This is a genomic window from Cystobacter fuscus DSM 2262 (assembly GCF_000335475.2).
GTDB classification, from domain to species: Bacteria; Myxococcota; Myxococcia; order Myxococcales; family Myxococcaceae; genus Cystobacter; species Cystobacter fuscus.
Genome location: NZ_ANAH02000017.1, coordinates 1 through 25,109 on the forward strand (window position 1 = coordinate 1; position 25,109 = coordinate 25,109).

At 66.9% G+C, this 25,109-nt stretch carries 21 protein-coding genes and 2 pseudogenes; 10 read left to right on the plus strand and 13 right to left on the minus strand.

The genetic code is table 11. The annotated features are described in order from the left end of the window. Window positions 1-152 precede the first annotated feature (152 nt). From D187_RS50450 to D187_RS27465, 4 genes are all read left to right on the plus strand, one after another. Entirely contained in the window at window positions 153-1,082 is a 930-nt protein-coding gene (locus tag D187_RS50450) for a hypothetical protein (RefSeq protein WP_002628934.1), read from the plus strand. A gap of 262 nt (window positions 1,083-1,344) precedes the next feature. Further along, complete coding sequence (locus D187_RS27455; protein ID WP_002628933.1) at window positions 1,345-2,391, plus strand: aldo/keto reductase; 1,047 nt, start codon at window positions 1,345-1,347, stop codon at window positions 2,389-2,391. Between the two features lie 68 nt (window positions 2,392-2,459). Next, complete coding sequence (locus D187_RS27460; RefSeq protein WP_002628932.1) at window positions 2,460-3,158, plus strand: TetR/AcrR family transcriptional regulator; 699 nt, start codon at window positions 2,460-2,462, stop codon at window positions 3,156-3,158. Between the two features lie 7 nt (window positions 3,159-3,165). Beyond that, window positions 3,166-3,591, plus strand: coding sequence for a DUF1761 domain-containing protein (locus tag D187_RS27465; protein WP_002628931.1), 426 nt, complete (start codon window positions 3,166-3,168; stop codon window positions 3,589-3,591). Between the two features lie 36 nt (window positions 3,592-3,627). Here the strand turns inward: D187_RS27465 and D187_RS27470 are convergent, their stop codons facing one another. Beyond that, window positions 3,628-5,229, minus strand: a complete 1,602-nt coding sequence (locus D187_RS27470) for a HEAT repeat domain-containing protein (RefSeq protein WP_002628930.1) — start codon at window positions 5,227-5,229, stop codon at window positions 3,628-3,630. 705 nt (window positions 5,230-5,934) lie between these two features. Here D187_RS27470 and D187_RS27475 point away from each other — a divergent pair. Next, on the plus strand, window positions 5,935-7,350 hold the full coding sequence (locus tag D187_RS27475; RefSeq protein ID WP_002628929.1) for a phosphatidylserine decarboxylase family protein: 1,416 nt from the start codon (window positions 5,935-5,937) through the stop codon (window positions 7,348-7,350). Window positions 7,351-8,891: 1,541 nt separating this feature from the next. Here D187_RS27475 and D187_RS27480 read toward each other — a convergent pair. Both D187_RS27480 and D187_RS27485 read right to left on the minus strand, forming a co-directional pair. After that, window positions 8,892-9,218 carry a hypothetical protein gene (locus D187_RS27480; protein WP_020918319.1) on the minus strand — a complete coding sequence of 109 codons (327 nt, stop codon included), beginning with the start codon at window positions 9,216-9,218 and terminating at the stop codon, window positions 8,892-8,894. 134 nt (window positions 9,219-9,352) lie between these two features. Beyond that, entirely contained in the window at window positions 9,353-9,880 is a 528-nt protein-coding gene (locus tag D187_RS27485) for an Mpo1 family 2-hydroxy fatty acid dioxygenase (protein WP_002628927.1), read from the minus strand. A 94-nt stretch (window positions 9,881-9,974) separates the two neighbouring features. On the opposite strand from D187_RS27485, the gene D187_RS27490 reads away from it, so the two are divergent. Then, window positions 9,975-10,679 carry a Crp/Fnr family transcriptional regulator gene (locus tag D187_RS27490; protein WP_002628926.1) on the plus strand — a complete coding sequence of 235 codons (705 nt, stop codon included), beginning with the start codon at window positions 9,975-9,977 and terminating at the stop codon, window positions 10,677-10,679. Between the two features lie 115 nt (window positions 10,680-10,794). Here D187_RS27490 and D187_RS27495 read toward each other — a convergent pair whose 3' ends face one another. From D187_RS27495 to D187_RS27510, 4 genes are all read right to left on the minus strand, one after another. After that, a complete protein-coding gene (locus tag D187_RS27495) occupies window positions 10,795-13,446 on the minus strand; it encodes a pectate lyase-like domain-containing protein (RefSeq protein ID WP_043431714.1) in 2,652 nt (883 codons plus the stop codon). Window positions 13,447-13,838: 392 nt separating this feature from the next. Beyond that, complete coding sequence (locus tag D187_RS27500) at window positions 13,839-14,858, minus strand: LacI family DNA-binding transcriptional regulator (protein WP_002628923.1); 1,020 nt, start codon at window positions 14,856-14,858, stop codon at window positions 13,839-13,841. A gap of 68 nt (window positions 14,859-14,926) precedes the next feature. Beyond that, the gene (locus D187_RS27505) at window positions 14,927-15,289 is read right to left on the minus strand and encodes a hypothetical protein (RefSeq protein WP_002628922.1); all 363 of its coding nucleotides are present in this window, start codon (window positions 15,287-15,289) and stop codon (window positions 14,927-14,929) included. After that, window positions 15,286-15,837 carry a YaeQ family protein gene (locus D187_RS27510; protein ID WP_002628921.1) on the minus strand — a complete coding sequence of 184 codons (552 nt, stop codon included), beginning with the start codon at window positions 15,835-15,837 and terminating at the stop codon, window positions 15,286-15,288. Before D187_RS27510 ends, D187_RS27505 begins: the two co-directional genes overlap by 4 nt. Window positions 15,838-15,958: 121 nt before the next feature. Between D187_RS27510 and D187_RS27515 the strand changes: the two genes are divergently transcribed. Further along, the gene (locus D187_RS27515) at window positions 15,959-16,513 is read left to right on the plus strand and encodes a hypothetical protein (RefSeq protein ID WP_002628920.1); all 555 of its coding nucleotides are present in this window, start codon (window positions 15,959-15,961) and stop codon (window positions 16,511-16,513) included. 78 nt (window positions 16,514-16,591) lie between these two features. Continuing rightward, window positions 16,592-18,892, plus strand: coding sequence for a xanthine dehydrogenase family protein molybdopterin-binding subunit (locus D187_RS27520; protein WP_002628919.1), 2,301 nt, complete (start codon window positions 16,592-16,594; stop codon window positions 18,890-18,892). Window positions 18,893-18,966: 74 nt separating this feature from the next. Here the strand turns inward: D187_RS27520 and D187_RS27525 are convergent, their stop codons facing one another. From D187_RS27525 to D187_RS27535, 4 genes and pseudogenes are all read right to left on the minus strand, one after another. After that, window positions 18,967-19,149 (minus strand): hypothetical protein, encoded by a 183-nt coding sequence (locus D187_RS27525; protein WP_020918320.1) that lies wholly within the window; start codon window positions 19,147-19,149, stop codon window positions 18,967-18,969. A 13-nt stretch (window positions 19,150-19,162) separates the two neighbouring features. Next, window positions 19,163-19,954, minus strand: a complete 792-nt coding sequence (locus D187_RS50455; protein WP_002628918.1) for a GTPase family protein — start codon at window positions 19,952-19,954, stop codon at window positions 19,163-19,165. A 266-nt stretch (window positions 19,955-20,220) separates the two neighbouring features. Continuing rightward, a pseudogene (locus D187_RS59580) lies at window positions 20,221-20,403 on the minus strand (LysR substrate-binding domain-containing protein); the annotation flags it as partial. Continuing rightward, window positions 20,372-21,106 carry a LysR family transcriptional regulator gene (locus D187_RS27535; protein WP_002628916.1) on the minus strand — a complete coding sequence of 245 codons (735 nt, stop codon included), beginning with the start codon at window positions 21,104-21,106 and terminating at the stop codon, window positions 20,372-20,374. The pseudogene D187_RS59580 and the gene D187_RS27535, both read right to left, overlap by 32 nt. 165 nt (window positions 21,107-21,271) lie before the next feature. Between D187_RS27535 and D187_RS27540 the strand changes: the two genes are divergently transcribed. Together D187_RS27540 and D187_RS27545 are read left to right on the plus strand one after the other, a co-directional pair. Beyond that, the gene (locus D187_RS27540; protein WP_002628915.1) at window positions 21,272-21,934 is read left to right on the plus strand and encodes an FMN-dependent NADH-azoreductase; all 663 of its coding nucleotides are present in this window, start codon (window positions 21,272-21,274) and stop codon (window positions 21,932-21,934) included. Window positions 21,935-22,006: 72 nt separating this feature from the next. Further along, window positions 22,007-22,828: pseudogene (locus D187_RS27545) on the plus strand (YihY/virulence factor BrkB family protein); the annotation flags it as partial. On the opposite strand, the gene D187_RS52735 reads toward D187_RS27545, so the two are convergent. Beyond that, window positions 22,789-23,664: an acyl-CoA desaturase gene (locus tag D187_RS52735; protein ID WP_002628913.1), complete on the minus strand. Its 876-nt coding sequence runs from the start codon at window positions 23,662-23,664 to the stop codon at window positions 22,789-22,791. The pseudogene D187_RS27545 and the gene D187_RS52735 overlap by 40 nt on opposite strands. 136 nt (window positions 23,665-23,800) lie before the next feature. Further along, window positions 23,801-25,105, minus strand: a complete 1,305-nt coding sequence (locus D187_RS27550; RefSeq protein ID WP_002628912.1) for a cation:proton antiporter — start codon at window positions 25,103-25,105, stop codon at window positions 23,801-23,803. Between the last annotated feature and the right edge of the window lie 4 nt (window positions 25,106-25,109).

Sequence of the window (25,109 nt, forward strand, 5' to 3'; positions counted from 1 at the left end):
AACTGCCCCGGCCTACCCGACAACGAGGGACCCGAGTCAGAACGAGACGCGGCGTAGACGGTTGAGCCCACTCCCCTTGAATGCTTCCGCGGACTTGCGAGTTGGCGCGTGCGGTGCATCCGGCCTGGCGGAGCGCAGGCAGGGGGACGGGGATGGGCTGGCCGTTGAGGATGTTCCAGGAGGAGGGCTACTACTTCGTCACGTCCAGGTGCTTCCAGGGGCGGCTGCTGCTCCGCCCCAGCGTGGAGGTGAACGAGGTGGTGGGCGGAGTGCTGGCCCGCGCCGTCCAGCAGAGCGTCGGCACCGTGCGGCTGTACGCCTTCACCTTCGCCTCCAATCACTTCCACCTGTTGGTCTGGGCACGAGGGGCCGCGCTCGCCGGCTTCATGCAATACCTGCGCGCCAACCTCTCCAAGAAGGTAGGGAGGTTGGTGGATTGGAGCGGAGGTTTCTGGGAGAGGCGCTACTCAGCGGAGCCGGTGCTGGACGACACCGCGCTGGTGGGCCGGCTGCGCTATGTGCTGGCCCATGGGGTGAAAGAGGGGCTGGTGGACAAGAGCGCGGAGTGGCCGGGGCTCACGTGCCTGCCGCAACTGCTGGGGCCAGCACGGCGGATGTTCCGGTGGTTCAACTGGACGAAGCGCTGGAGCAAACGCGGAAGCGAGGACATGGCGGGAGAGGGGCGCTTCGCACAGGAATGGGCTGAGCCGGTGGAACTGGAACTCGCGCCACTGCCGTGCTGGGAAGGACTGAAGGAGGAGCAGAGGCAGAGTGCGGTGCGGGGGCTCGTGGAGCAAGTGGAAGCCGAGGCGCGAACCCGGGGCATGCCCGTATTGGGAGCGAGCGCCGTGAGGGCGCAGCACCCTCATACCCGGCCCGAGCAGCTCAAGAGAAGCCCGAGGCCATTGGGGCATGCCTCCACGCGTCAGGCGTTGAAGGAACTGCGCGAGCAATACCGGGCCTTCGTCGCGGCATTTCGAGAGGCGGCGGTTCGGTGGAGTCGGGGGGATTTCTTGGCCTGCTTTCCTCCCTTCTCCTTTCCGCCACGTGTCGCGTCAGGTCGTACTGCTCAAATTCTTTGACACCTTCGAGGGGCTCATTCGGCCGCGATACCAAGCGCCTCGGTGTGGGGTCCGGCTTGCGAGGCACCCCGTCGCGCTCGCCATTGCCCACGAAGCGCCGGTAACTGGCCAGCGGGTGGACCGGCAAGCGCTGGGTAGCCAGCGCGTGGTTCATCGAAGGTCAAATCGACACCAGTGGGTTTCGGAACTTGACGGTTTCGATACTTAGCGGTATCGATATTGGACCGCTGCTTCCCGAGCCGCGGGAGGGAGACGGAAGAACATGCGCTACAACGTACTCGGCAACAGTGGGCTGTTCGTGTCGGAGCTGTGCCTGGGCACGATGGTGTTCGGCCCCAGCAGCGGGCGCTACGCCGGGGCCGGCGACGTCGGGCAGGACGACGTGGACCGCATCGTGCGTCGCGCGTTCGACGCGGGGATCAACTTCGTCGACACCGCCAATGTCTATGCCGGCGGGCAGTCGGAAGAGATCATCGGCCGCTCGCTCAAGAATCTCGGCATCGCGCGGCACGAGGTGGTGATCGCGACCAAGGTCGAGCACGCGACGGGCTCGGGACCGAATGATGGCGGGGCCTCGCGCTACCACATCGTGGACCAGCTCAAGAAGAGCCTGCGAAGGCTTGGCACCGATCACATCGATCTCTATCAGCTCCATGGCTGGGATCCGGCAACGCCCGTCGAGGAGACGGTCCGCGCGCTCGACGACCTCGTGCGGCAGGGACACGTCCGGTACGTGGGCGTGTCCAACTGGGCGGCGTGGCAGGTCACCAAGGCGCTGGGCGTCGCGGCGCGGCTCAACGCGGTCCCGTTCCAGTCGGTGCAGGCCTACTATTCGCTCGTCGGTCGAGAGCTGGAGCGCGAGCTCGTGCCCATGCTCCAGACAGAACGACTCGGCCTGTTGGTGTACAGCCCGCTCGCCGGCGGCTATCTCTCGGGCAAGTACCGGGGAGCCACGAAGGGCGGGCGGCGCTCGATCATCGCGTTTCCCCCGGTGGATGAGGTGAAGGGCGCGCCGGTGCTCGAAGCGATGGACGGCATCGCGGCGAGACACGGCACGTCACTGGTGGCCGTCGCGCTCGCCTGGCTTCTCCAGCAGCGGGTGGTCACCAGTGTCATCCTCGGCGTCAAACGACTCGACCAGCTAGAGGAGCACCTGAAGGCGCTGGAGGTTCGGCTGTCGGAGGACGACCTCGGGACGCTCGACGCGGCGAGCGCGCTGTCGCTCGAGTACCCCGCGTGGATGGTCCAGACGGCCGACGCGGCGCGCACGACGCTCCTGAAGACAGGCGAGCTCCCGGATCCGCGTTGACACCTCGCGGCCTTTCGGAACCTCATGGTTTCGAAACCCATGGGCATCCGCATAGGGAGATACACGACATGCCTCAGTCCCCTGACGAACCCGTCGAGACCGCGCCAGCGCAGTCGGGGCGCAAGCGAGACCCCTCGCGCGACGCCGCCATCCTCGACGCCACGCTCGAGGTCCTCGCCGAGGTGGGCGCCGAAGGTCTGACGATGGACCTGGTGTCCGCGCGAGCGGGGGCCGGCAAGGCGACCATCTACCGCCGCTGGACGTCGAAGACCGAGCTCATCATCGACGCGGTCGCGCGCATGAAGCGCAACCAGGTCGATCTCCAGCAGCTCCCCGACACGGGCACGCTCCGCGGTGACCTGCTCGGCCTGTTCAAGCCGCAGTCGCTCGAGGAAAACGAACGCAAGCTCAAGATCATGACGGCGCTCGCGGCGCTGATCTCACAAGACCCGGCACTCGCCGAGGCCGCCAACAGCGCGATGGTGGAGCCGTGGGCCGAAGCACATACCGCGCTGATGCGGCGAGCCGTCGCGCGCGGCGAGGTGTCGGCCTCCGCCGACATCGGCACGCTCTCCCAGGTCATTCCGGCGATGGCCGCCTACCGCGCCCTCGTCCAGCGCAAGCCGTTCGACCTGGCCTTCCTCGTGTCGATGGTGGACGGAGTCCTCCTGCCGGCCCTGCGCAATCACCCCTCACGGGGCGACGAGGCCCCGTTGTCCCCACCCGCCACGACCGCGCGGAAACGCGCGAAATCCAAATCAGTCTAGGAACCCAATGACAAACATCTCCGATGCAGTGACTCGAATCAACTGGCTCGCAGTCCTGGCCGCGACCTTCGCCTGCACCGTGCTCGGCGGACTGTGGTTCACCGCGCTGTTCGGCAAGGCCTATGCCTCCGTCCTTGGCCGGGCGCACGACCCGAAGGCGAAGCCCGCGCCCATCTTCATCGTGGGGCCGCTCGTCTGCACGCTGATCGCGGTGCTCACCAGCGCGACCCTGATCAAGGCCTTGAACCTCACCTCGGTCGGTGACGCCATCACCTTCGGGGCGGTGGTCGGCTTCGGCTACTTCGTCTCGACCATGGCGAACACCGCCATCAACCCCAACATGCCGCGCCCGCTGATGTACAGCCTGGTCAGCGGGCCCTACTTCTTCCTCCTGAGCATCATCACCAGCCTCATCCTCGTGACGATGCCCTAGCGAGATTGCCCTCTCCATCGCACAGCCAGCCGAGTCTCATCGCGCGGCGGTCCCGCCCTTGAGCAGCTGCCGGGCCACGTGCTCGGCGGTGAACTGGCCGCCCCTGCAGCCGTCCGGGGGCTGGCCCCCCGCGTACGCGTTGGGCTTGGGCGCGCAGACGAAGGTCTGCTTGTGCTCGTCGCCCAGCACCTCCTCGGCCCACTTCTTCAGCTCGGCCGCCTTGCCCTGCGCCTTGGCCTCGAAGGCCAGCTGCAGCTTCGCCTCCAGCCGCAAGTCCGCGGTGGGCCACTTGCTCTCCTTGGGCAGCGCCTCGAGCCCCTTCATCCCCTCGCGGTAGAGCGCCAGTGCCTCGGCGCGCTTCTTCTCCAGATCCGCCACGCCCGCGAGGATGACGTACCCCTCGGGAAAGCCCTGGAGCTGCCCCCGCTTCTTCGCCCCGCGCAGCAGTGCCATCGCCTGCTCCCGCTCCGGGCCCACCACACCGCGCAGGAGCCGGCGCAGGCTCTCCGTGGCCCGTTTGCGCAGCCGCTCCTCGCCGTCCTGGCAGAAGGGCAGGGCGCGCTCGACGGCCTTGGCCCTCAAGGGCGGCTGTGCCAGCACCCCCAGGGCGTACTCCCGCACCTGCACCGACGGATCTGTCAGCGCCAGCGGCAGCGCCCGCTCCGCCACCGCCTCCCCGCGGCTGCCCAGGAAGTCCATGGCGCGCGCGCGCAGCAGCTCGGGCTCCCGCCGCTCCTCCAGCACGCGCAGGCCGAAGGCCTCCGCCTCCGCGGGCACACGCTGCCGCAGCGCCTGGAACACCTTCTCGTTCCGCTCCGGCACCCCCGCCGGCAGCCGTGCCAGCGCGCGCACCTCCTCCTCCGTGCCAGTGGCCCCAAGCCCCATCACCGCCATCGCCTGCAGCCGGGGCTGCGTGCCGGGGGCCCGCAGCAACTCCTGCCAGAAGTGGCTGAGCGCCGCATCGCCTCCCTCCTTCACATCCATCGAGCGCTCCAGCAGCTCCTGCGCCAGCCGCTGGCGCTGTGGGGGCTCCGAGGCGCCCTGGTAGGTCTGGATCAGCTCCGCCGTGCTCTTCTCGGGGACGGGCGCGTCCCGCGTGAGCTGCCGCGTCTTCGGCTCGAAGCGCACGGCCGTGCCCTTGGGCTGCGCGTACATGGGCGGCACCTTGCCCCCGGTGGGCACCTCCAGCACGAGCAACTCACCCTCGAAGCGGGCCGCGCTCACCCACTGCTGGCCGCAGCTCGTCTGGGGCAGCTTGCGCTTCTCGCCCGCGGTGAGCTGAGGCTCCAGCGACAGCTTCCGTGCCTCGCCCCCCGGGCCATAGACGGTGAACTCGGCGGAGAAGTCGTCCACCAGCGCCACGTACGGGCCGCTCGGCGACAAGAGCGCCTGCTGCTCGTAGGGGGCCTCCTGGAGCGTGTGCTCCCAGAGCTTCTTGTCCGAGCGCACCTCGCGCAGCGACAGCGTGGCCGGGCCGAAGGTGCGCTCCCCCACGCGAGAGGACAGCTCGAAGGCCCCGTCCGCCGTCCGCTTCGTCCAGGAGCGGGGCACCGCCAGGGAGCATGCCAGCGCCCCCCAGGGTACGAGGAGCAGCACGGCGCTGAGCAGCAGGAGACCACGTGCCAGGCATCGGAGCATGCGCGAGACGCTAGCCGCTGCCGGCCCGTGGGACAAAGGTCCCAGGGGCCCAGGGCGTGGGTCAGACGACTCGTAGGACGGCAGCAGGTAGACGGAGGGGAGCAGCTCTCGGCCAGGAAGAAGGACGTGACAGTGTAGCGCCAGTGCGAGCCGGCCTCCGGAGTCACTTGCGTCACCCCATGTGGCGCATAGGCGGAAGAGAGGCCGTGCGGAAGAGAGGCCGTGTGGAGGGAGAGGGATGGAGCGGAGGGGCCGAGGAGGGCCGCTGTCGCCCCTCTCCAAAAACCCCGTTTCGTCCACCACGAGCACACTGCACTCGCCCAGCCGCTGTCGCGCGTACGCCAGAACGTCATCACGTACGGCCGCCTCATCCCACTTCGCCCGGAGCAAGAGATGCTGGACGCAATATGGCGCGGCCGCACCTGCCTCCGCGGCCAAGCCCCATGCGTTATTTCTCTCTGATCGCGAGAGCAATGCTTTCACGCACCCGCGCTGTGAATCGCTTCACGGCGGGAGAGTGAGGCACGTCACATCGCCGGAGGAGCATGGATGCGATTCTGGCTTCTCCCAGGACAGAGGCTCCTTCTGGCCGAAGCCCAATCGTCGCTGCGATGTCGACGAGGTCAGGACTTCAGCCAGGTAGACCGTGAAGGGACAGCCCTGGGTGAATCACGCCAAGAGCGTGCCAAAGCAAGGGAGAGAGCAATGAATCACAAGAAGACCGAGAAGTTCCTCCAATCTCCGAAGAGGCCTCGCGTCATCGAGGAAGGCAAGAACATCCTCGACCTCGAAAAGGCGGGTCCCATCCAGATGGGATTCTGGGTCCCCAACCGAGTGTGGGCTACGGCAAAGTTCCTTGTTCCCCTTCGCCACGCCATCGCGGCCAAGAAGAAGGAGGGCGAACTCGCCCCCATGCGGCCGGAGATCAAGGCGTTCAAGGACTGGGTGACGACGCACAGCGTATACCGCATGTGGGTCACGTCGATGATCGACCAGGCGAACGACTTCGTCCGGAGTCTCGATCCGGAGACTCAAGAGAGCATCAAGGACAAGGATGGCGATGTGCTTTGGATCGAGGACTTCGACTCCCTTTTCGATATCCTCAACGAGATCATTTCCACGTCTCCCTCCTTCAACACGACGGCTCAAGTCGGAACTCCGATGAACGGACTCCTGGCGATCGCCATGGCCACCGAAGCAGGACTGGCATTGTTTCACGATACGACCTTCAACCTCCAGTTCAAGAAAGTTCTCGATGCGTGGAACACGTTCCTCAAGAGCGAGGACTCGCTCGACAAGCTCGACATCCACAACCCAGAAAAGGAAGGCTCGTGGATCTCCAAGGCTGCATGGAAGGCCGGCGTATGGGAGCAGATGATTCACGACGCCACCAAGCCCGGGTATGGCTATGACTCGTGGAATTCATTCTTCATTCGGAAGTTCGTGCCCAACGCTCGTCCTTTCGAGGGGAATCCCGAAACCGATATCAACATTGGTTGCGAGACCACGCCATGGCAATACAGTGATTACCTCGCCTTCGAGACGGACTTCTGGGTCAAGGACGTCAATTACTCACTGCTCGACATCTTCGCGGGGCAGGAGCACTGGGCGCGGCTCTTCGAGGGAGGTCAACTCTACCAAGGGTTCCTCTCCGCGACGCACTACCACCGGTGGAATGCGCCGCTCAACGGCACCCTGGTGCGCTCATGGGTGCAGCCGGGGACCTACTTCGCGCAGCGTCCGGGTCAGGGCGAAGGGCAAGGCACCTGGGAAGGAACCGAATCGGAGCCTTACCTCGGCCACGTCGCGGCGCGCGCCATCTTCATTTTCAAGCACGAACGATGCGGCTACGTCGCCCTCATCTGCATTGGAATGGTCGAGGTATCGACGTGCGTCATCGAGCCGGAATTCATCGTGGATGAAGGCGCCCCGCCCGTCACCATCTCTCGCGGGACCGAGATTGGCCACTTCGAGTTCGGCGGGTCGACCCACATGATGATCTTCCAGAAGGACAAGGTGCGTCTGGAGGACTGGGCACTCCAGGCGGAGACGCACCATGACGACCCCAAGCCCACCCCGCTGGGCAGCGTCATCGCCCGAGCCACGGGACACGAAGACTGACTGAGAGGACTATTGAACTGGGATCCGGGGCTTTCAGCCTCGGCTCGTGGACTTTCTTCTGAGGTCGAGAATGGAGCGCTGATTCCCTCAAGTGGGGGCAGAGCCGGGACGTCGCAGGAGGGCTCTCCCAAGCGTGGCAGGGCCGAAGCCACAAGAGGCGAGCCCACTGCATGAGGCAGCGGCCCTGGGGTGCCACGCTCTCCTCCTCACCTGCTTGGGGGCGCCTACTGTGGCCCCTCTCAGACCTCTGGCTGCTTCATGGGTCTGACCCTGTACAACGGCGAGTCGAACTACCGAGAGATTGCCTATCAGGTCAATCCGGGCTCAAGCACCATGCGAGTTCGGTACCTCCGCAGAGGGTACAAACCCCATGCGGGCTCTCTGTTGTTCTCCACCAATTCGGGGGTCTCCTGGAGTCCTGTCGCGCGAGACATGATCTTCGTGACCTACCCGCGCAAGTAGCGTTCTCCAGGAGGAGCCGGGGGGCGAGCCGGCTGTCGTCTGTCCGAGCAGGCAGGAGGCGAGGACGCGAGCCTGGCGCGCCGCCGGTCCTCTGCTTTCCTTTGGAATCCCATCACTCCGGGTGAAGTCTCCGTTCATCGAAGTCTTGAGCCATCAGGCGCTCGGGCCGGGAAGTCTCGTGGAGGGGGTAGGGCCTTTTTCTATGCATTCGCGTCTCATTCACGAGTGCTTGCGGAGGAAGGGTTGCGTTCAGGGGGGGGCGAGGAGGCGCGGAGGGCCAGCCCGGGAAAAGAAGAGGTGAATGCCTGGATGAGGGGGGCGCGGTGGAGGGTTGGATCAATACCTGGAGTACGAGTCGCGGGCAGTCCGCGAACTCCGCTCCGGGTCGCCGCGAGCCAGTGAAGAGGGGACATTCCGAGCTTCTTTCCTGGAGCCTCGTTCGTTCACCTGCATCATTGAGAGGTCTATTTTCATGAAGAGCATATTCGCTGGTGTGAGCATGCTGATGTTGGGAGTGGCACTCGCGGCGGGGTGTGGTGGTCCCCAGGACAGTCGAGAGGAGGCTCAGACCCCTGCCCCCGAGCAGACCCAGGTTCCTGCGGACTCGACCACCCCTTCAGAAGCGCTTCCGCCCTGGGCTCAAGAACAAACGGGAAAGGTGGGGGAACTCGCGGCTTGCTGCTACGTCAAGTGCTCGAAGTGGCACGGCCCATTCAAGGATGTTGTCTACAACAACTGCACGAATTACGGCAGGTACTGGTGCAAGCAGCAGGGCGGTGGTGCTTTCTCGGAGGCCAAGTGGGATAACTGCTGAGTGCTTCCAGTCCGAGCCTCTCACCCCCGAGGCGTCGTTCGGAGGTGGACAAGCCGAGGCCATGAACGGTTACCCCAGGCCTTCCCAGGGAGGCACAGCCCCACCCGGACTCGTGACGGGACTCCGAGCGGGGCCGTGAGGATTCGAGACAGCTGATGAGGTGCTCGGCAGGGGCCTGGACCTCGTGGCTGTCTTGCTCCTCAACACCCTGCGGCCTTATGTGGCGCTCCCGCCCGCGCCATGCGCGTCTACCTCGGCGGAGGCCTCACACAATCCACCAGTTCATGAGCCAGAGTGAGAACAGGAGGCTTGCCAGGAACAGTGGACCCGCCAGACGGAGGCAACGCTTGACCCATGGACGCAGGTCCACTCGAGTCTCGAGCCACGCGACCCCGAGCACGAGGAGGCCAATGCCCCAGCCAAGCCCACCTCGCAGCGACTCCCCCGTCCAGATCAACAAGTGCACCGGCAAACCATCAACGGTGAACCCAAGCTTGAAGACGAGCGGAATGGCTCCCTGGCAAAGCAGCCACAGCAGGAGCAGGTGCACGGCCATCTCGACGCTGACATCCAACCGAAGCAATCGTCGCATCAGGTTCACCTCACGGCCATGACCGTGTCAGGGGTGGAGATGCTCGCCCAAGCCCGGCACATGATACGGCATCCCCGGCCCTCGAACTCCCACCATGGTTTCTCGTCCGATGCGCGCCTGGGCGCGCCGCGGCCCTACGTGCGGGCCTCGTTCCCGCGACGGATACAGGTCGGCCCCGCCCGCGCCTCCACCTCGCGGCGCACTTCGTCCCGCAGCCCCAAGAAGAAGCCCAGCTCGGCGACGACGAACAGGGGCCCGACGATCAGCCCGATGAGGTCATCGACGAAGGCCGGCTTGCGACCCTCGTAGTAGTGCCCGACGAACTGGATGATCCACCCGACGACGAACAGGCCCACCCCCGCGCTCAGCCAGGTGGCCGTGGCCTGGGTGGCCAACACCTGACCGAACCACAGCGCTCCCCCCAGCAGCAGGGTCATGACCAGACCGTAGCGTCCGTCGAGCCTCCAGTAGAAGAGCGCCGACGCGAGGCTGAAGACCATGGCCGGTGAGAGCACCACCCCGAGCACCTCGAAGCCGGGGCGAGACAACAGGGTGGCGACGCCCAGCAAGATCATCGGAATGCCGACGAAGTGCGTGGCGATGTTGCGACGGTCGCGGTGATAGGCCGCGTATTGAGCGAGATGATCCACCAGCGTCTTCATGTAGGCTCTCCTCGGTTGTTCGAGCCCCCATGATGGCCCCAGGCGCTGCCCGGGTCTGTCGGGTAACCGACAAGGTTGTTTCCCCGAGCACAGAATGTCAGACGAGCGCGTGCAGGCCTGGCGGCCCCTCATCCTCAGCGGTCGCTGGTTCCAGGAAATTCCCGAGGAGCTGAGGGCCCGATTGCTCGACGCGGCCGTGGTGCGCCAGTTGCGCTCTGGCCAGCGGCTGTTCTCACGCGGAGACCGGCCCTGCGGCCTGTATTGCGTGGTCGAAGGCGCCGTCCGCATCAGTGGGGTGAGCGAGAGCGGCAAGGAAGCGCTGCTGATGCTGATGGAGCCGCCCAACTGGTTCGGGGAGATCTCCTTGATCGACGGCCAGCCGCGCACCCACGATGCCGTCGCCGAAGGCGCCACCCGCGTGCTGCAGGTCCCACAGGCGGCACTGAAGACGATGCTCGCCCAGGAGCCGCGATATTGGCGCGACTTCGCCCTGCTCATGAGCCACAAGCTGAGGCTCATGTTCATCGCGCTGGAGGAGTTGTCGCTGCTGCCCGCTCCGGCCCGCCTGGTGCGGCGCCTCCTGATGATCGCGGAAGACTATGGGAACCTGCACGAGGGCCCGCGGCGGGTCATCGATGTCTCGCAGGAGCAGCTCGCGCTGATGCTGGCGATCTCGCGGCAGACGACCAACCAGATTCTCAAGGAGCTGGAGGCCCGGGGCGCCGTCCGCCTGACCTACGGGAAGATCGAGCTCCTCAGCCTGGAGAAACTCCGGGACGCGGCGAGCCCTTCGCCATGAGCCAGGCTCCCGCCCACTCGGCGCCGTCGGCGGGGAGCGACGAAAACGAAGCGGCCCACCCCCACCGCGAATTCGCGGGGAAGTGGGCCGTCCGTGTCAGGAGCTCTTCAGACCGTCAGGGCTTGGTCCAGGTGTAGGTCGGGGTGTCGTACTGCGCGCCGTTCTTGTTGTAGGTGTACGAGTAGGTGATCACCTTGCCCGAGCTCAGGCCGGTCACGGGGAGCTCCCAGCGGCCCGTGGTGTTGTTGAACGTCAGGGTGACGTTCTGCTGCGAGATGCCCGAGTAGGCGTAGTGCACGATGACGTAGGCCGCCGTGAAGCCCGTGGGCTTGAACCACGAGGTCGCCTGGGTGGCGCTGTTGCTGTCCCACCCGTACGTCCACTCGGTACCCGTGCCGCCCGTGCCGCCCGCCTGCGTGGTGGCGCTCGCCGTGTTGCTGACGGCCGAGAGGTTGCCCGCCGCGTCCCTCGCCTTGACGGTGTAGCTGTAGGCCGTCGAGGCCGCCAGGCCCGTGTCGCTGTACGACGTGGCGGTCGAGGTGCCCACCTGCGTGCCGCCGCGGTAGATGATGTAGCCCGTCACCCCCACGTTGTCCGTCGAGCCGCCCCAGGTCAGGTTGATCTGGCTGCTCGAGGCGGCGGTGGCCGCCAGGCTCGTGGGCGCGGTGGGCGCCTGGGTGTCGCCCGTGGCCGCCTTCGTGGTCGCGCTGACGGAGGTGCTGGCGGCCGAGGTATTGCCCGCCGCATCGCGCGCCCTGACCGTGAAGGTGTAGGTCGTGGAAGCCGCCAGGCCCGTGCTGCTGTACGACGTGGTGCCCGAGGAGCCCACGAGCGTGCCATTGCGGTAGATGTCGTAGCCCGTCACCCCCACGTTGTCCGACGAGGCGCTCCAGGTCAGGTTGATCTGGCTGCTCGAGGCGGCGGTGGCCGTCAGGCTCCCGGGCACGGTGGGCGCCTGCGTGTCGATCACCGGCGTCCCGGTGCCCGCGAACTCGTTGATGGTCTGACGCATCGCCTCCGCGGGGGTGTTCGCGTAGACGCGGCCCCCCTGGCCGTTGATGACGTGGGTGATTTCACTGCCGGCCGTGCCGTTGAGCCAGATGGTGGTCATGTGGTGGATCTTGACGCCCGTGACATTGGGCACCTCGATCGCGTTCTCCGACTTCACGGCCGCGTCGCGGAAGTAGGAGTACACCCCCACGCCCCACGCTTCGTGGCTCGTCACCGTGTCGGCGACCTTGTACGACGCGTAGCCGTTCACCGTGCCGTTCTTGCTCATCCACGACGACTGGTTGGGCACGTCATAGGGAATCTCGGACTGGTAGAAGTAGACCCGGCCGCCGTTGCCGTTCCACAGCGTCTGGTACTCGTTGTGGTGCTCGTTGAACAGACCGTACATCGTGACGTTGTTGCCGTTCACGACGAGGCCGCTCTTGGTGGGGTTGATGTTCCAGGCGGCGCCCTCGCCGTGGTCCGCGCGCCACAGCCACAGCTGGTCTCCCACCACGTTGTGGCTGTTGATCTTGATGCCCACGTCGTTCTTGCCCGCCGTCGGGCCCGCGGTGCGCACCGTCAGGTCATACAGGAAGGTGGGGTTGGCCGCGTGGCTGGCCGAGCTGCCCGGGGGACCGACCTCCAGCAGGGAGGGCGAGTTGATGGCGCCGGCATCGATGATGAGACCCGCGATCTTCACGCCGTCCACATCGGCCACGGAGATGGCCGGCTGACCGCTGGTGGGGATGAGGGAGGGGACACCCAGGCCGAGGATGATGGTGTCGGGTTTGGTGACCCGCAGCGTGTCGTTGAGCTGGTAGATGCCGGGCGTGAAGAGGATGTGCTTGCCGGCGCTCAGCGCCGAGTTGAGGCTGGCGGCGCTCGCCGTGGACGGCTGCGCGATGTAGAACTGATCGATGGAGATGGACGTGCCCGGCGTGGAGCCGGCGGCCCAGCTGGGGCCCTGGGTATTGGTCTGCAGGGCGGGAACGAAGACGGCGTACTGGCCGGTGCTGGTGACGTAGAGGTAGGGCTTCTCCCGGATGATGGGCGTGCGGTCCACCGTCGTGTAGGCATCCGTCGGGAAGTTGGCCTGGCTGGGCGCGTTGATGTCGCCCACGAAGACCATGTTCCACACGGCGTTGCCCCAGCTGCCCCACTTGCTGTTGCGCGCGAGCCACTGCTGCTGCGAGCCGGGGAGCACCTGGCCATCCACCACGGAATCGGCGAGGAAGCCGCCGCTGGCCCAACCGCCAGCGCCCGTGCTGGGATCCACCTGGAAGAGCCACAGTCCGCCCGCGCTCTTGATGTGCATGCGCCGCAGGGGGGCGGCCTGGGAGACGGCGATCGTGGTCGTGTTGTTGGTGGCGGACGAGGCGTTGATCGAGAAGTTCTCGTAGGCGCGCCAGAAGTTGCAGGTCGCGTTCATGTTCGGCATCCAGTAGGCCGGAACGTTCACGCCACCGTTGATGAGCACGTCGTCGGGGTTCTGCCCGAGGCCCGCCACGTGGGTATAGAAGCCCACGTCGAAGAGGACGTTGTACGTTCCCGGCTTGAAGAGCAGCGCGTAGCGCTCGGTGCCGAACTGGTTGGACTCCATCTGCGTGAAGATGGAGGTGGCCTTGGCCTGGATGTCGGCGGCCGGCATGCTCGTGTCGAAGACGTAGACATTCGGGCCGAAGAGGGTGGTGTTCGCCGTGGAGACCGCCCCGGCATGGGCACTCTCTGGCAGGAGCGAGCAGAGCCCCGCCACGGCGGCCCAGGTGGAAACCATAGACGCTACGTTCTTGAGCATTTTCGATGCCTCCAGGAGGACCGTGGCTCCGGACTCGGATGTCGCGCTGTGTCAAACCCATGCAGCGCAAGTCGAGACGAGCTCGTGTTCTCGGAGAGATCATTAAAACTTAATTATCGAGAAAGTAAAGGCCGCTCTTGAAAGCGCTTTCACCTTGTCCCGGACATGTGGACTGGAAAGTTTGAACAGAGAGCGTCGGGAGAGGCGCGTGGAGTCGGGTCCGACCCGGCCAGACAGTGATGACGCTCCGCGTAAAGCCATGCGCCCGGCACTCACCGGCGGCGGTCCACCCACCGGTGACAAGCGCTTTCAGGGGCGGGCGCGGCCGCGGGCCTCGCGATGACATGCCGCATCATGGTTGGGGAGGGGTGTCAGTCACGCCTGCGCAGGGTGGACTCGCGCACGATGAGGCTCAGCGGGAGGTCCGGCTGGGAGACCGGCTGGCCGTTGATCATCCGCAGCATCGCTTCGCCCACGGCATGGCCCAGGTCGTACGCCGGCTGGCGCACGGTGGTGAGCGGCGGGGTGGTGTAGAGCGAGCTTGGCAGGTCATCGAAGCCAATCAGCGACACGTCCTCGGGGACGCGGATGGACCTCCTGTAGAGCGCCAGGCGGGCGCCGTAGGCCATCTGATCATTGGCGATGAACAGGGCGGTGAAACTCTGGCGCGTCTCCAGCAACTGGTTGAGTGCCATCAGGCCACTGGCTTCGTGGAACTCGCCGACGGCGATGAGCCGCTCGTCCACGGGCAGGCCCGCCTGGAGCAGCGCACGGCGGTAGCCCGCCAGGCGCTCCTGGGCATCGATGTTGTGCGCGGGCCCGGCGATGTGAGCGATACGGGTATGACCCAGCTCGATGAGGTACCAGGTGGCCTCGAATGCGGCCTGCTCGTTGTTCAGCTGGATGCTGGTCACCCGGGGGCCTTGCAGGTGGCGCCCGGTGGTGACGAGCGGCAAGCGTTGCGAGCAGTTGAGCAGGGCCTCGTCGTCCATCATGGAGTTGAGCAAGATGATGCCCTCGACACGGCGCGCGACCAGCAACGCCACGCGCTCCACCTCCTTGGCCAGGTTCCCATGACCGCTCACGAACAGCGGCGAGTAGCCTGCCTTGGCCAGGCTGTCCTCGATCCCCGTGAGTGTCTCGTTATAGAAGGGGCTCGCGATATGGGGCGTGATCACCCCCACGGACATGGTGTGGCCGCGAGCCAGTCCCCGGGCGATCACATTGGGTTGATATTGGAGTTCCGCGATGGCGCGCTCCACGGCCCGGCGCTTGCTCTCGCGCACGCGGGCGGTCCCGTTGAGAATGCGCGACACCGTACTCGGCGAGACACCCGCTCGACGGGCAACGTCCTCCAGCGTCACCCCGGGCGTTGAACCGCGCTCGTCCATGGGGGGCTCATAACATCGCTCCGGGAAAACCGTCAAAAGCGTTTTCCAGGAGACCAGGGAGACGGCCGTCAGGGGCTTCGTTCCACCTCGAGCAGCGCCGCCAGGAACAGCGAGTACGTCAGCTCCGCCACCAGTCGTTTCTCGCGGCGGGCCTGGGTGCGCAGCGCCTTGGGCAGCGAACAGGGCTTGCCCCGCTCGCCCTCTCGCAGCCGCACATAGCCCCGCTCGGAGAACCCGAGCACCTGCCACCCCCGCTGACAGAGCGCCTGGCTCAGGTCGTCGGTGAGTTGGTGGTGGAGGGCCTTGGCCGTCGGGAGCAGGCCGAAGATCTCACTCGACCAGCCCTCCTTCTCCTCGCGCCAGCCCCGCGCGCGCAGGTAATTGGCCTTTCGCGCGAGCGAGAGCCCTCCGACGTGGCGCTCGAGCTTCATGGGGTGGCGCGGGTGAGCGGACCGTCGAAGCTCTGCCCCTCGCATTCGACATAGGCGTGGTCGCCGACGAAGGTCAGCGACAGCTTGATGCGCCGCGAGTCGAACTGGGAGAGCGAGCGCAGCAGGTCGGCATCCACCGCGGCGAGCTCGGCCTTCACCACCCGTGTCGCCTTCGCCTCACGGGCCTCGACGAGGAACGCCTCCAGCCGCTGGGCGGACTCGAACATCACGACGACCTTCGCGTGCGGGTTCTGGTCGACGGCGCGCTGGACCTTCAGTGGGTCCGCCTTGCCGACGCGCACCCAGCGGGTGACGAGGCCCGTGTAGTCGCGGCACTCGATGTCCGGGGCCTCGGGCTCGCTCAATCCCTTGCTGAAGGTCAGCCGCTCCTCCCACAGCCAGCAGAACGCGAGCACCCGCAGCCATGCGCGCTGCATCGTCTCCGAGGGGTGGCGCGCGAGCTTGATGACGAGCTGCGGCTGGTCAATCGAGCGGTCGACGTGACTCAAGGCGACCTGGAAGTCGTACAGCGTGGGAGCGAGGGTCATCGGAGCCCTTCTCTAACCCATCTCTCCCGCCCCGTCCGGCTCAATCCTGGATACCTCTCCACGTGACCCGGTCGGGTCCGTCTGATAGCAGGGGCGGCCGAACGGCGGTGGAGGCACACGAATGGATGTCAAAGGCGTCGCGTTCCTGGCTCGGCAACTCCAGGCGGAGCAGACCTTCGGCAGGGAGCGGTGGCTCGCATTCCTCACCGAGCAGGCGAAGCGGGATCCCGTCTTCGCCCAGCCCGTGCTACCGGTGACGCGCATTCCGGTGGATGCCTTCCTGCGGCTCAACGACGCCATGACCCAGCAGTTCTACGCGGGGGATTCGCAGGCCTACTGGAAATACGGCGTGAAGTCCGCCGAGTACGCGTTGCGCCAGGGCCAGCTCAAGGCGCTGTTCAACAAGGGGGACTACCGGCGCTTCGCGCTGTTCACGCCGGGCATCTGGAAGGGGTACTTCACCGAGGGCGAGCTGACGGCGCAGGTTCTCGGCAATGTGGCGGAACTGCGAATCACCGGCGTGCCCCGGCCGCACACCTACTTCGAGCTGTCGGTGATGGGCTTCGCGTCCGGCGGGCTCACCTACCTGAGCGGCAAGGAGATTGCGCACGAGGTGCTCAAGGGCTTCAGCCGGGGTGACCTGGAGGTCGCCTATCGCTTCACCCTGCCCGAGTGAGGGGTCGTCGCCATACCCCCTGGGTGCGCTCTCTCGTCTGGTAGAGTCCTCCGGAGTCGTACACCTCCTGGAGACCTCATGAAGACCCCGCCCGTGGTGCCTCCGAGCGATGGACCCCCGACGACGCGCATCGAGGGCGTCGCCAAGGTGACGGGCCGCGCCGACTACACCGCGGATGCCGTGCCCCCGAACCTCGCCCATGCCGTGCTGGTGGGCGCGACGATCGCCCACGGGACCATCGCGACCCTCGACACCACCGAGGCGCGCTCGATGCCCGGCGTCCTCACCGTGCTCACCCACCTGAACGCGCCACGCCTGGACAAGGCCGCCGTCTTTCCCCTGGGCGCCGCCGGCAGCCGGCGCCCGCCGCTTCAAGACGAGCAGGTGCGCTACCGGGGCCAGTACGTCGCCGCCGTCATCGCCGAGAGCCTCGAGGCCGCCCGCCACGCGGCCTCGCGGGTGCGGGTGACCTACCGCGAGACACCTCCCGCCGCCACGCTCGGCGCCGGGGAGGCCCGGCGCGTCGCCTGTCTGGGGCTCCTCTCCAAGGCGCTGAGTGGGGACTCGCATCGAGGCGATCCCGATGCCGCGCTCGCCTCCGCGCCGCTCACCCTCGACGCCGTCTACACCACGCCCCGCGAGTTCCATGTCGCCATGGAGCCCCACGCGACACTCGCCTGGTGGGACGACGCGGAGCACCTCACGGTGCGCGAGGGCTCCCAGTGGGTGGATGGGGCGCAGGACGTGCTCGCCGTCTGGTTCGACTTGAAGCGGGAGCACGTCCGGGTGCTCTCCGCCTTCGTGGGCGGCGGCTTCGGCAGCCGGCTCAGCCTCTACCCGCATGCGGGGATCGCGGCCATGGCGGCGCGCGTGGTGCGCCGGCCGGTGAAGCTCGTCCTCGCCCGCTCCCAGGTGTTCCATTCAGTGGGCAACCGGCCCGCCACCCGCCAGCGGCTGCGCCTGGGCGCGCAGGCCACGGGCAGGCTCTCGGCCATCATCCACGAGACGACGAACGAGTCGGACCGGGACTCGCATTACGCCGAGCAGGGCTCGCGCGCGTCCGAGTCGGCCTACGCCGTGGCGAACTACCGGGCCGAGAACTCCATCGTCTCGCTCGACATCCCCGTGCCCGGCTGGATGCGCGCCCCGGGCGAGGCCCCGGGCAGCTTCGCCATCGAGTCGGCGATGGATGAGCTCGCGGCCCAGGCCCGGATCGATCCGCTCCAACTGCGCCTGCTCAACCACGCCGACTCCGACCCGCACTCCGGCAAGCCCTGGTCGTCGCGCCGGCTGAAGGAAGCCTACGCCGCGGGGGCCGAGGCCATCGGCTGGTCCCTCCGCGCGCTCGAGCCCCGGAGCCGGCGCGAGGGCCACGAGTGGGTGGGGCTCGGCATGGCGACCGCCGCCTACCCCACCCGGCACGCTCCCTCGGAGGCACGGGTGGGCATCTCCCGCGACGGCGGCGTGTACGTCGAGAGCCGGGGCGTCGACATCGGCCAGGGCTCCTACACCGCGCTCGCCCTCATCGCCGCCGAGGTGCTCGGCCTGCCGCCCTCGCGCATCGACGTGCGGCTCGGCGACACCCGGCATCCGCGCTCGGCCTTCGCCGGAGGCTCCATGCTGTCCTCCTCGCTCGGGCTCGCCGTCCATGGTGCCGCGAGCACGCTGCGCGACCGGTTGTTCGAGCTGGCGCGCCGACAGCCGGCCTCCCCGCTCCACCGCCGGCGCCGGGAGGAGCTCTCCGTCCGGGAGGGCCGCGTGGTGCTGGGCGCGGATCCGGCGGTGGGCGTGGACTTCGCGGCCCTCGTCTCGGGCTCGGGCCAGGAGCAGCTCGACGCCATCCACCGCACCCATCCCACGCTCATCAGCCGGCTCAGCGGCCCCAAGGCCTTCACCACCATGGCGGCGGTGCGGACCCAGGCCGCGGGTGACAGCTCCTGCTACAGCTGGGGAGCGCAGTTCGTCGAGGTCGCCGTCGACGAGGAGCTGGGCACCGTGCGCGTGCGCCGCATGGTGGGGGCGTTCGACTGCGGGCGGATCCTCAACCCCCAGGCGGCGCGCAGCCAGTTGCTCGGAGGCATGACGATGGGGCTCGGCATGGCGCTCACCGAGGCGGGGCACGTCGACCCGCGCACGGCGCTCGTCGTGAACGGGGACCTGGGCGAGTACCTCGTCCCCGTGCAGGCGGATGTGCCGGAGATCGAGATCCTGTTCGTGGGCGAGCCGGACCCGTCCACGGCCCCGCTCGGCATCAAGTCGGTGGGAGAGATTGGCATCACGGGCGTCGCCGCCGCTATCGCCAACGCCGTCTACAACGCCACTGGCCGCAGGCTGCGCGACCTGCCCCTCGACCTGCGCGCGAACTCACTCCACTCCTGAGGTGAAGACGAGTGTTCCCCTGGCGCATCCGCTGGGCGTGCATCGGCAGATCTCCTGCTCGCACCAGCCGGAAGCTACCCGAAGAACTTCTGAAGCCAGCTCAGAACACCCTTCACGACGCCCCTTACGAAGGGCCGAATGAGTTCCACGATGAAGTTGGTCACGGATTCCACGGCGGTTTTCTCGATGGCGGCCTTTCGCTGCTCTTGCTCCTCAATGCCGCGCCGAAGGCGTTGAGTCATCTTATCGTTCGACATGAAGGTTGTGCTCCTACTGGCCAATGGCCTGCTTCAGCATGTGGGGATCGACGAGCGCCTTGAAGTCCGCGCAGTCCGCGCGCTCGACCAACGCCCACTGCCGCTTGCGGTCGCACGCGTCGAGCATCGCCTGGAGCAGATGGTCCGTTGCGTATCCCTTCATCGCTGAATAGGGAACCACCCGGTGCTCCGGCAGCGGGCAGACGCGCCGCAGCTTCTGCTCGATGTCCTCCGTACGCGCCGTGATGGAGGACTCCTGCTCCTCGGAGGGCATGTTGATGGCGGTGTCCCAGCTTCCAGGCTGCACCAGATCGATTTGATTGAGGCCGATGACGAGGTGCCTGATATCGAGGATTCGCTCGTCCACGAGCAGCTTGATCGAACCCTGGATGTGGGTGATGGCGCGGTTGTCGGCCTTGAAGACCCACAAGATGACGTCGCATCCAGGCAGCACCCGCCGGTAGGTCTCCAGGTGCTGCTTGTCCACTTCGACGTCCTCACCCAGACCGGGCATGTCCACGACGGCGATCTCGCCCTTGGAGCCGCTGTAGAGGAATTCAGCGTCAGTGGGAGTGCAGGCCTGGGTGTGACTCACCGGACGCCCGGCGTTGAAGAGTGCGTTGATGGTCGAGGACTTCCCGACTCCTGTCTCCCCGATGAGCGCGATCCGGGGAGGTGTATTCGCGGCCTTCTCGGTCTCGGCCTTCAACTGACGCATCTGCTCCCGGGTGATGCCCAAGGCCTTCAGCTCGGGCGGTACTTCCTCTCCTGAAAGGAGCTCGAGGAACTTTCGAATCAAACGCATGACTGCTCCTGGACTCCCGGGGGAGCTGAACGGATTCCTGAAGAACCGCTCCAAGAAGCCGGGCACCGACACTCAGAAAAGCTCATCTCCCTCGCGCTCCGCTCCTGGCGTCGAGGCGGAGGTGGATGGGCCTGATACAGAACAACATGCCACTTCGCGCTAGGTGCGTCTGTACCTCCGAAGAGGCAAGTCCCGGGGTGAGGTGGTCCTCTCTGTCGAGCTCGTCACCTTCTCGAAGGTGAGGAAGACGTTCCAGGACGATTGGCTCAAGGCTGGGCCGCGGCGCTCCGGAGCCAGGCGCGAAGGGCCGAGATTTCCGGGCGCGCCCGTGCCTGCGCGGGATGGACGAGGTGGTAGCGGTAGCCCTCGAGCACCGGCCCGAAGGGTTGAACGAGGGCCCCGCTCCTCAGATCGTCATCAACGAGTCGCAGGCTCAGCAGCGCGATGCCCTGTCCCGCGAGCGCCGCCTGGAGCGCGTGGCTCTCGTCGGTGAAGGTCGTCCCGCCCGTGGCGTCGAGGCCCTCGCAGACCGGCGCGCTCGAACCACAAGCGCCACGTCGGCGTGTCGCGATCCACGCGCCGCCATTCGAAATGCAGCAGGGCGCGGCTGCGCAGGTCCTCCTTGCGTCTCATCCCGAGCCGGGGGCTACAGACGGGAGCGAAGCGATCGGAGAACAGCTCCTCGGTGACGAGCCCGGGATAGGGTCCTCGCCCGTACCGGATCGCCGCGTCGGCGACGCCGGAGCGGAAGTCGACGGGCGCGTCCGAGGCGTGCAGGCGCAGGTCGGTGCCGGGGTTGGCTTCGCGGAAGGCGGCGATCCGGGGCACCAGCCACCGGGCCGTGAAGGCAGTCGTCGCGGAGAGCGTGAGCACATGGCGGGACGGGCGAGCGGTGAGCGCATCCAACGCCTTCGCGAACGCATCGAAGCCGTCGCGGAGCACCGGGTAGAGCAGTTGCCCCTCGGGGGTGATCAGCACCTGCCGGGTGCGCCGCTCGAACAGCCGGACTCCGAGCAGCTCCTCGAGTTGCCGGATCTGATGGCTGATGGCGGTCGGGGTCACGCCCAGCTCCTCGGCGGCCCGCTTGAAGCTGAGGTGGCGGGCCGCGGCCTCGAAGGCCCGGAGCGCGGAGAGTGGAGGCAGCTGTCTCATTGGTCGTGGATGGATGAATTCCACTCAGCCGTCGGCTGAGAAAGACACGTTTGTCACGGAACGTGCCCGGACGCATCTTCTTCCATGACTCAGGGCCGCCGCGGCGAGAGAGCCAACACGGGCGGGATGGCCCGGCAATGCTCATGGAGCAGGGGAGACAAGACAATGGCCGAGCTGCTGCATATCGATTCGAGTGCCCGTCCAGGCGGGTCCGACGTCACCCGTCATGGCTCTCATACCCGCCGTCTGACGGCCCGGTTCGTGGCGCGCTGGCGTGCCACCCGCCCACGGGATGGAGTCATCTACCGGGATGTCGGGTTGAATCCGCCCACGCCGGTGACGGGCCGGTGGATCCACTCCGCCTTCAAGAAGCCGGCATCGCGCGAGCCCTGGATGCGCGAGACGCTCGCGGAGAGCGATGTGTTGGTGGACGAGTTGCTCGCCGCGGAGGTGATCGTCGCCGGCGTACCGATGTACAACTTCGGTGTCCCCGCGCAATTCAAGGCCTATATCGACAACATCGTCCGTGTGGGTCGCACGTTCGGCTTCGACCGCACACGGCAGGGTGACCCCTACTGGCCCCTGCTCGCGGAGGCAAACAAGACGCTCGTGGTGCTGAGTTCACGCGGCGATTTCGGTTATGGAAAGGGACAGCGACTCGAGCACATGAACCACGTGGAGCCGAGCATCCGGAGCGCCTTTGGATATATTGGCATCACCCGGTCTGACAGCTTCTCCGGCCTGGGGCGCCACGCTCGCCTTCTCCCCACCTGCTTGGGGGGAGCCCGAGCGTTCTTTCGGCCCGTGGATGTGGAGCTTGCAGCCTGACCGCGAAGTTGGCGGCAGAAACCCACTGTCCATGCCACCGGCTCAAGCCCACCTTTCGGTTGGGAGATGGCCATGGACAGCGTGCCCTACAGCCGGGTGGGCAAGGAAACGAGCGGTCTGGACAAAAGCCCCGCGGAGCCAAGCCCAGGCCCGCCTGGCGGAGCCGCGAAGTGGAAGGACGTCCTTGGGAGGCTGAGGCAGGAGTGGATACGCAACAAGCTGGGTAGCGCGGCCGCCGCTCTCACCTTCTACGGCATCCTCGCCCTCTTTCCCTTCCTGCTGCTCATCGTCACCCTGGCGAGCCTCGTCATCCAGCCCGAGCAGGTGCAAGTGCTCCTCGGCGCGCTCGGCAGGGAGCTCCCCCCGGCCTTGAGCCGCCTCCCCTCCGCGCAACTCACGCAACTCACCTCCGGGCCCAGCAAGGGGTTGCTCACCTTCAGCGCACTGACCGCGCTCTGGTCGGCGACCGCTGGGGTGGTGAGCCTGATGAGTGCCCTCAACACCGCCTACGGCGTGACGGAGGGCCGTCCGCGCTGGAGGATCTACGGGACCGCGCTCGGGATGGTGCTGGCGGGAGCCGTCCTGGCGTTGCTCGCCGGGTTCATCGCGGTGGCCGCTCCGGCTCTCGCCACCTGGCTCGGAGCGCCCTGGACCTCGCTCGTGGGTTGGCTGCGGTTGCCCGTTGCCACGCTCCTGATGATGATCCTCTGGGCGACCATCTACTCCGTGCTCCCGGATACTCAGCGGAAGTTCAAGTTCATGACGCCCGGCTCCATCACGGGAGTGCTCGTGTGGCTCGCCGCTTCGCTGGGCTTCTCCTTCTATGTCTCCCACTTCAGCACCTTCGGCATCGCCTATGGGGCCTTGGGAGGCATCATCGTCCTGCTGCTGTGGATGTGGATCTCCTCGCTCGCGCTGATGCTGGGCGCCGAGATCAACGCCGTGCTCACCCGCCACCCCTCGAGAGGCAACGGCTGAGCCTGGGCGCGGTCCGCTGGCGACGCCGGGGCGTGAGTGATGTGAATGAGCCGCATGCGGGCCAGCAGCTTCATCACCCACCAGGTGGGATCGAACTCGAAGCGCCGGACGGCGAAGTTCGGGTTCGCCGGCCGGGCGTGGTGATTGTTCTGGAACAGTTCCCCCATGCACACCGCGTCCACGGGCAGCGAGTTGCGGGACAGATCCCGGGTGGAGAAGTTGCGGTAGCCGTAGCGGTGGCCGCACCAGTTGACGATGGCCCCGTGCAGCGGGCCCATCACGAAGTGGATGGGCAGGGCCAGGAATTGCCAGCGCCGGGTGGCGAAGCGCCAGTAGAACAGGGTGTAGAGCGCTCCGCAGCCAATGCGTACCGGCCACTTGTTGAACGTGCGGTCGATGAAAGGCCATTCGGGATACCGACCGAGGAAGCGAGCCTCGGGGAGCTTTCGTCCCGAGAAGTAATCGGAGTAGCGCCGCGCCGTCTCCAGCATCATCCGGAAGGGGTTGCGGTGGATGGCGGGCGAATGGGGATCCTTCTCCGTGTCGGCGAAGGCGTGATGCTCGCGGTGGAGGAGCGCGTAGGTTCGTGGCTCGAGGTAGCTCGAGCCCTGGGCGACCAGGGTCAACAGGTGCAGGGCGCGCTCGGTGCGCGGCCCCATGGTGTACATCTGGTGAGCCGCGTAGCGGTGCAGGAATAGACTCTGCATCAAGATGGAGAGTCCCCAGTGGGTGACAAAGAAGAGAGTGATCATGGGTGAAAGCCCCCGTGTGAAGCGCACCTTCAATCAATGTGCACATGGGCGAGGGCACGGGCCCCTGGGCTGGGAACCGAACGCAAGTCCACCCGGTGGGGAGCGGGCTGGCCATCCACCGCCCGCAGGAGGGGCGCTATCCCGCCGATGCGCCCGGGGGCCTTCGCCTCGAGTACCATGTCATGAGGGGGGTCGCCGAAACGCCATGCAGGACCGCGGACATGGCGACCGCGACCAGGACGAAGTGCGTCAGCCGCTCTCCGAGCGCGGGCTCGAGGCCGTGCGTGAGTGCGTAGAACAGGTAGTACAGCGAGCCGATACCGCGGATGCCAAACCAGGCGATGAGCACGCGCTGTTCGGGGGAACTGTGCGTGCCCACGGTGAGGAGCGCCACCGAGGCGGGGCGCACCACGAACAGAAGGAGAAGCGCCAGGAGAAAACCTTCCCACTCGAAGCCCAGGGTGGCCAGCATCATTCCCACCAGCACCATGAGCGCCACCTCGCCCATCCTCTCGAGTTGCTCGGTAAAGCCAAGCACCGCCTGGGCCATGCAAGCCGAAGCCGTCTCCGGGCGAATGACGACCTCTTCGGCCTGCCCCACCGCGGCCATGGCCACGACGTCCGTGGGCGCTCGTACCGCCGTGGAGCGCGCCTCCATGCGCCGCAAGGAGAGGCCCGCCGCGAACACGGCGAGGAACCCATAGGCGTGGGCCCAGAGGGACACGCCATACGCCAGCGAGATGAGGCCCAGCGCGAGGAAGTCGTCGAGTCCCACCGCCTCCTTGTGCGCCCGCCGCAGGAACACCACCAACCGTCCCACGGCCCCTCCCAGCACCCAGCCAATGACCAGGCCCCCCGTCACCGCCCATAGGACATCCACGACCACCCACCGCCAGCCGCCCGTGCCGAGATCATGAAGTCCCAGCAGCCCCAACCCCAGCATGACGAAGGGAAAGGCGATGCCGTCGTTGAACCCCGCCTCGCCCGTGAGGCCAAAGCGGAGCCGGTCCGTGTCCAGGGGGTGCGTCACCTGCACGTCCGAGGCGAGGACAGGATCCGTGGGGGCCAGCATCGCTCCCAGCAGGATGGCGGCCCCTGGCGGAAGGCCCAGGGCGACGCCTCCGAGGGCGAGCAACCCCACCGTCAACACCATGGCGCCCAATGCCAGCCGCAGGGGCAGCCGCCAGTTGCTGTCCCGGAGCGGAAGCCGCAGTTTCAGCCCCGCTCCGAAGAGGGAGACAATGACGGCCACCTCCGTCAGGCGCTCCAGCACGTGCATGTGCGTGGAGGGGGCGAGGTAGGCGGCGCCCAGGCAGCCCAGGGCATACCCCACCGCCAGGTACACCAGCGACGAGGACAAGGGCAGCCGCTTGAGGAGCGCGCCCGAGAGGGCCATGAAGATGAGGAGGACGCCGATGACGACAAACCACAGGTTGGCCATGGCA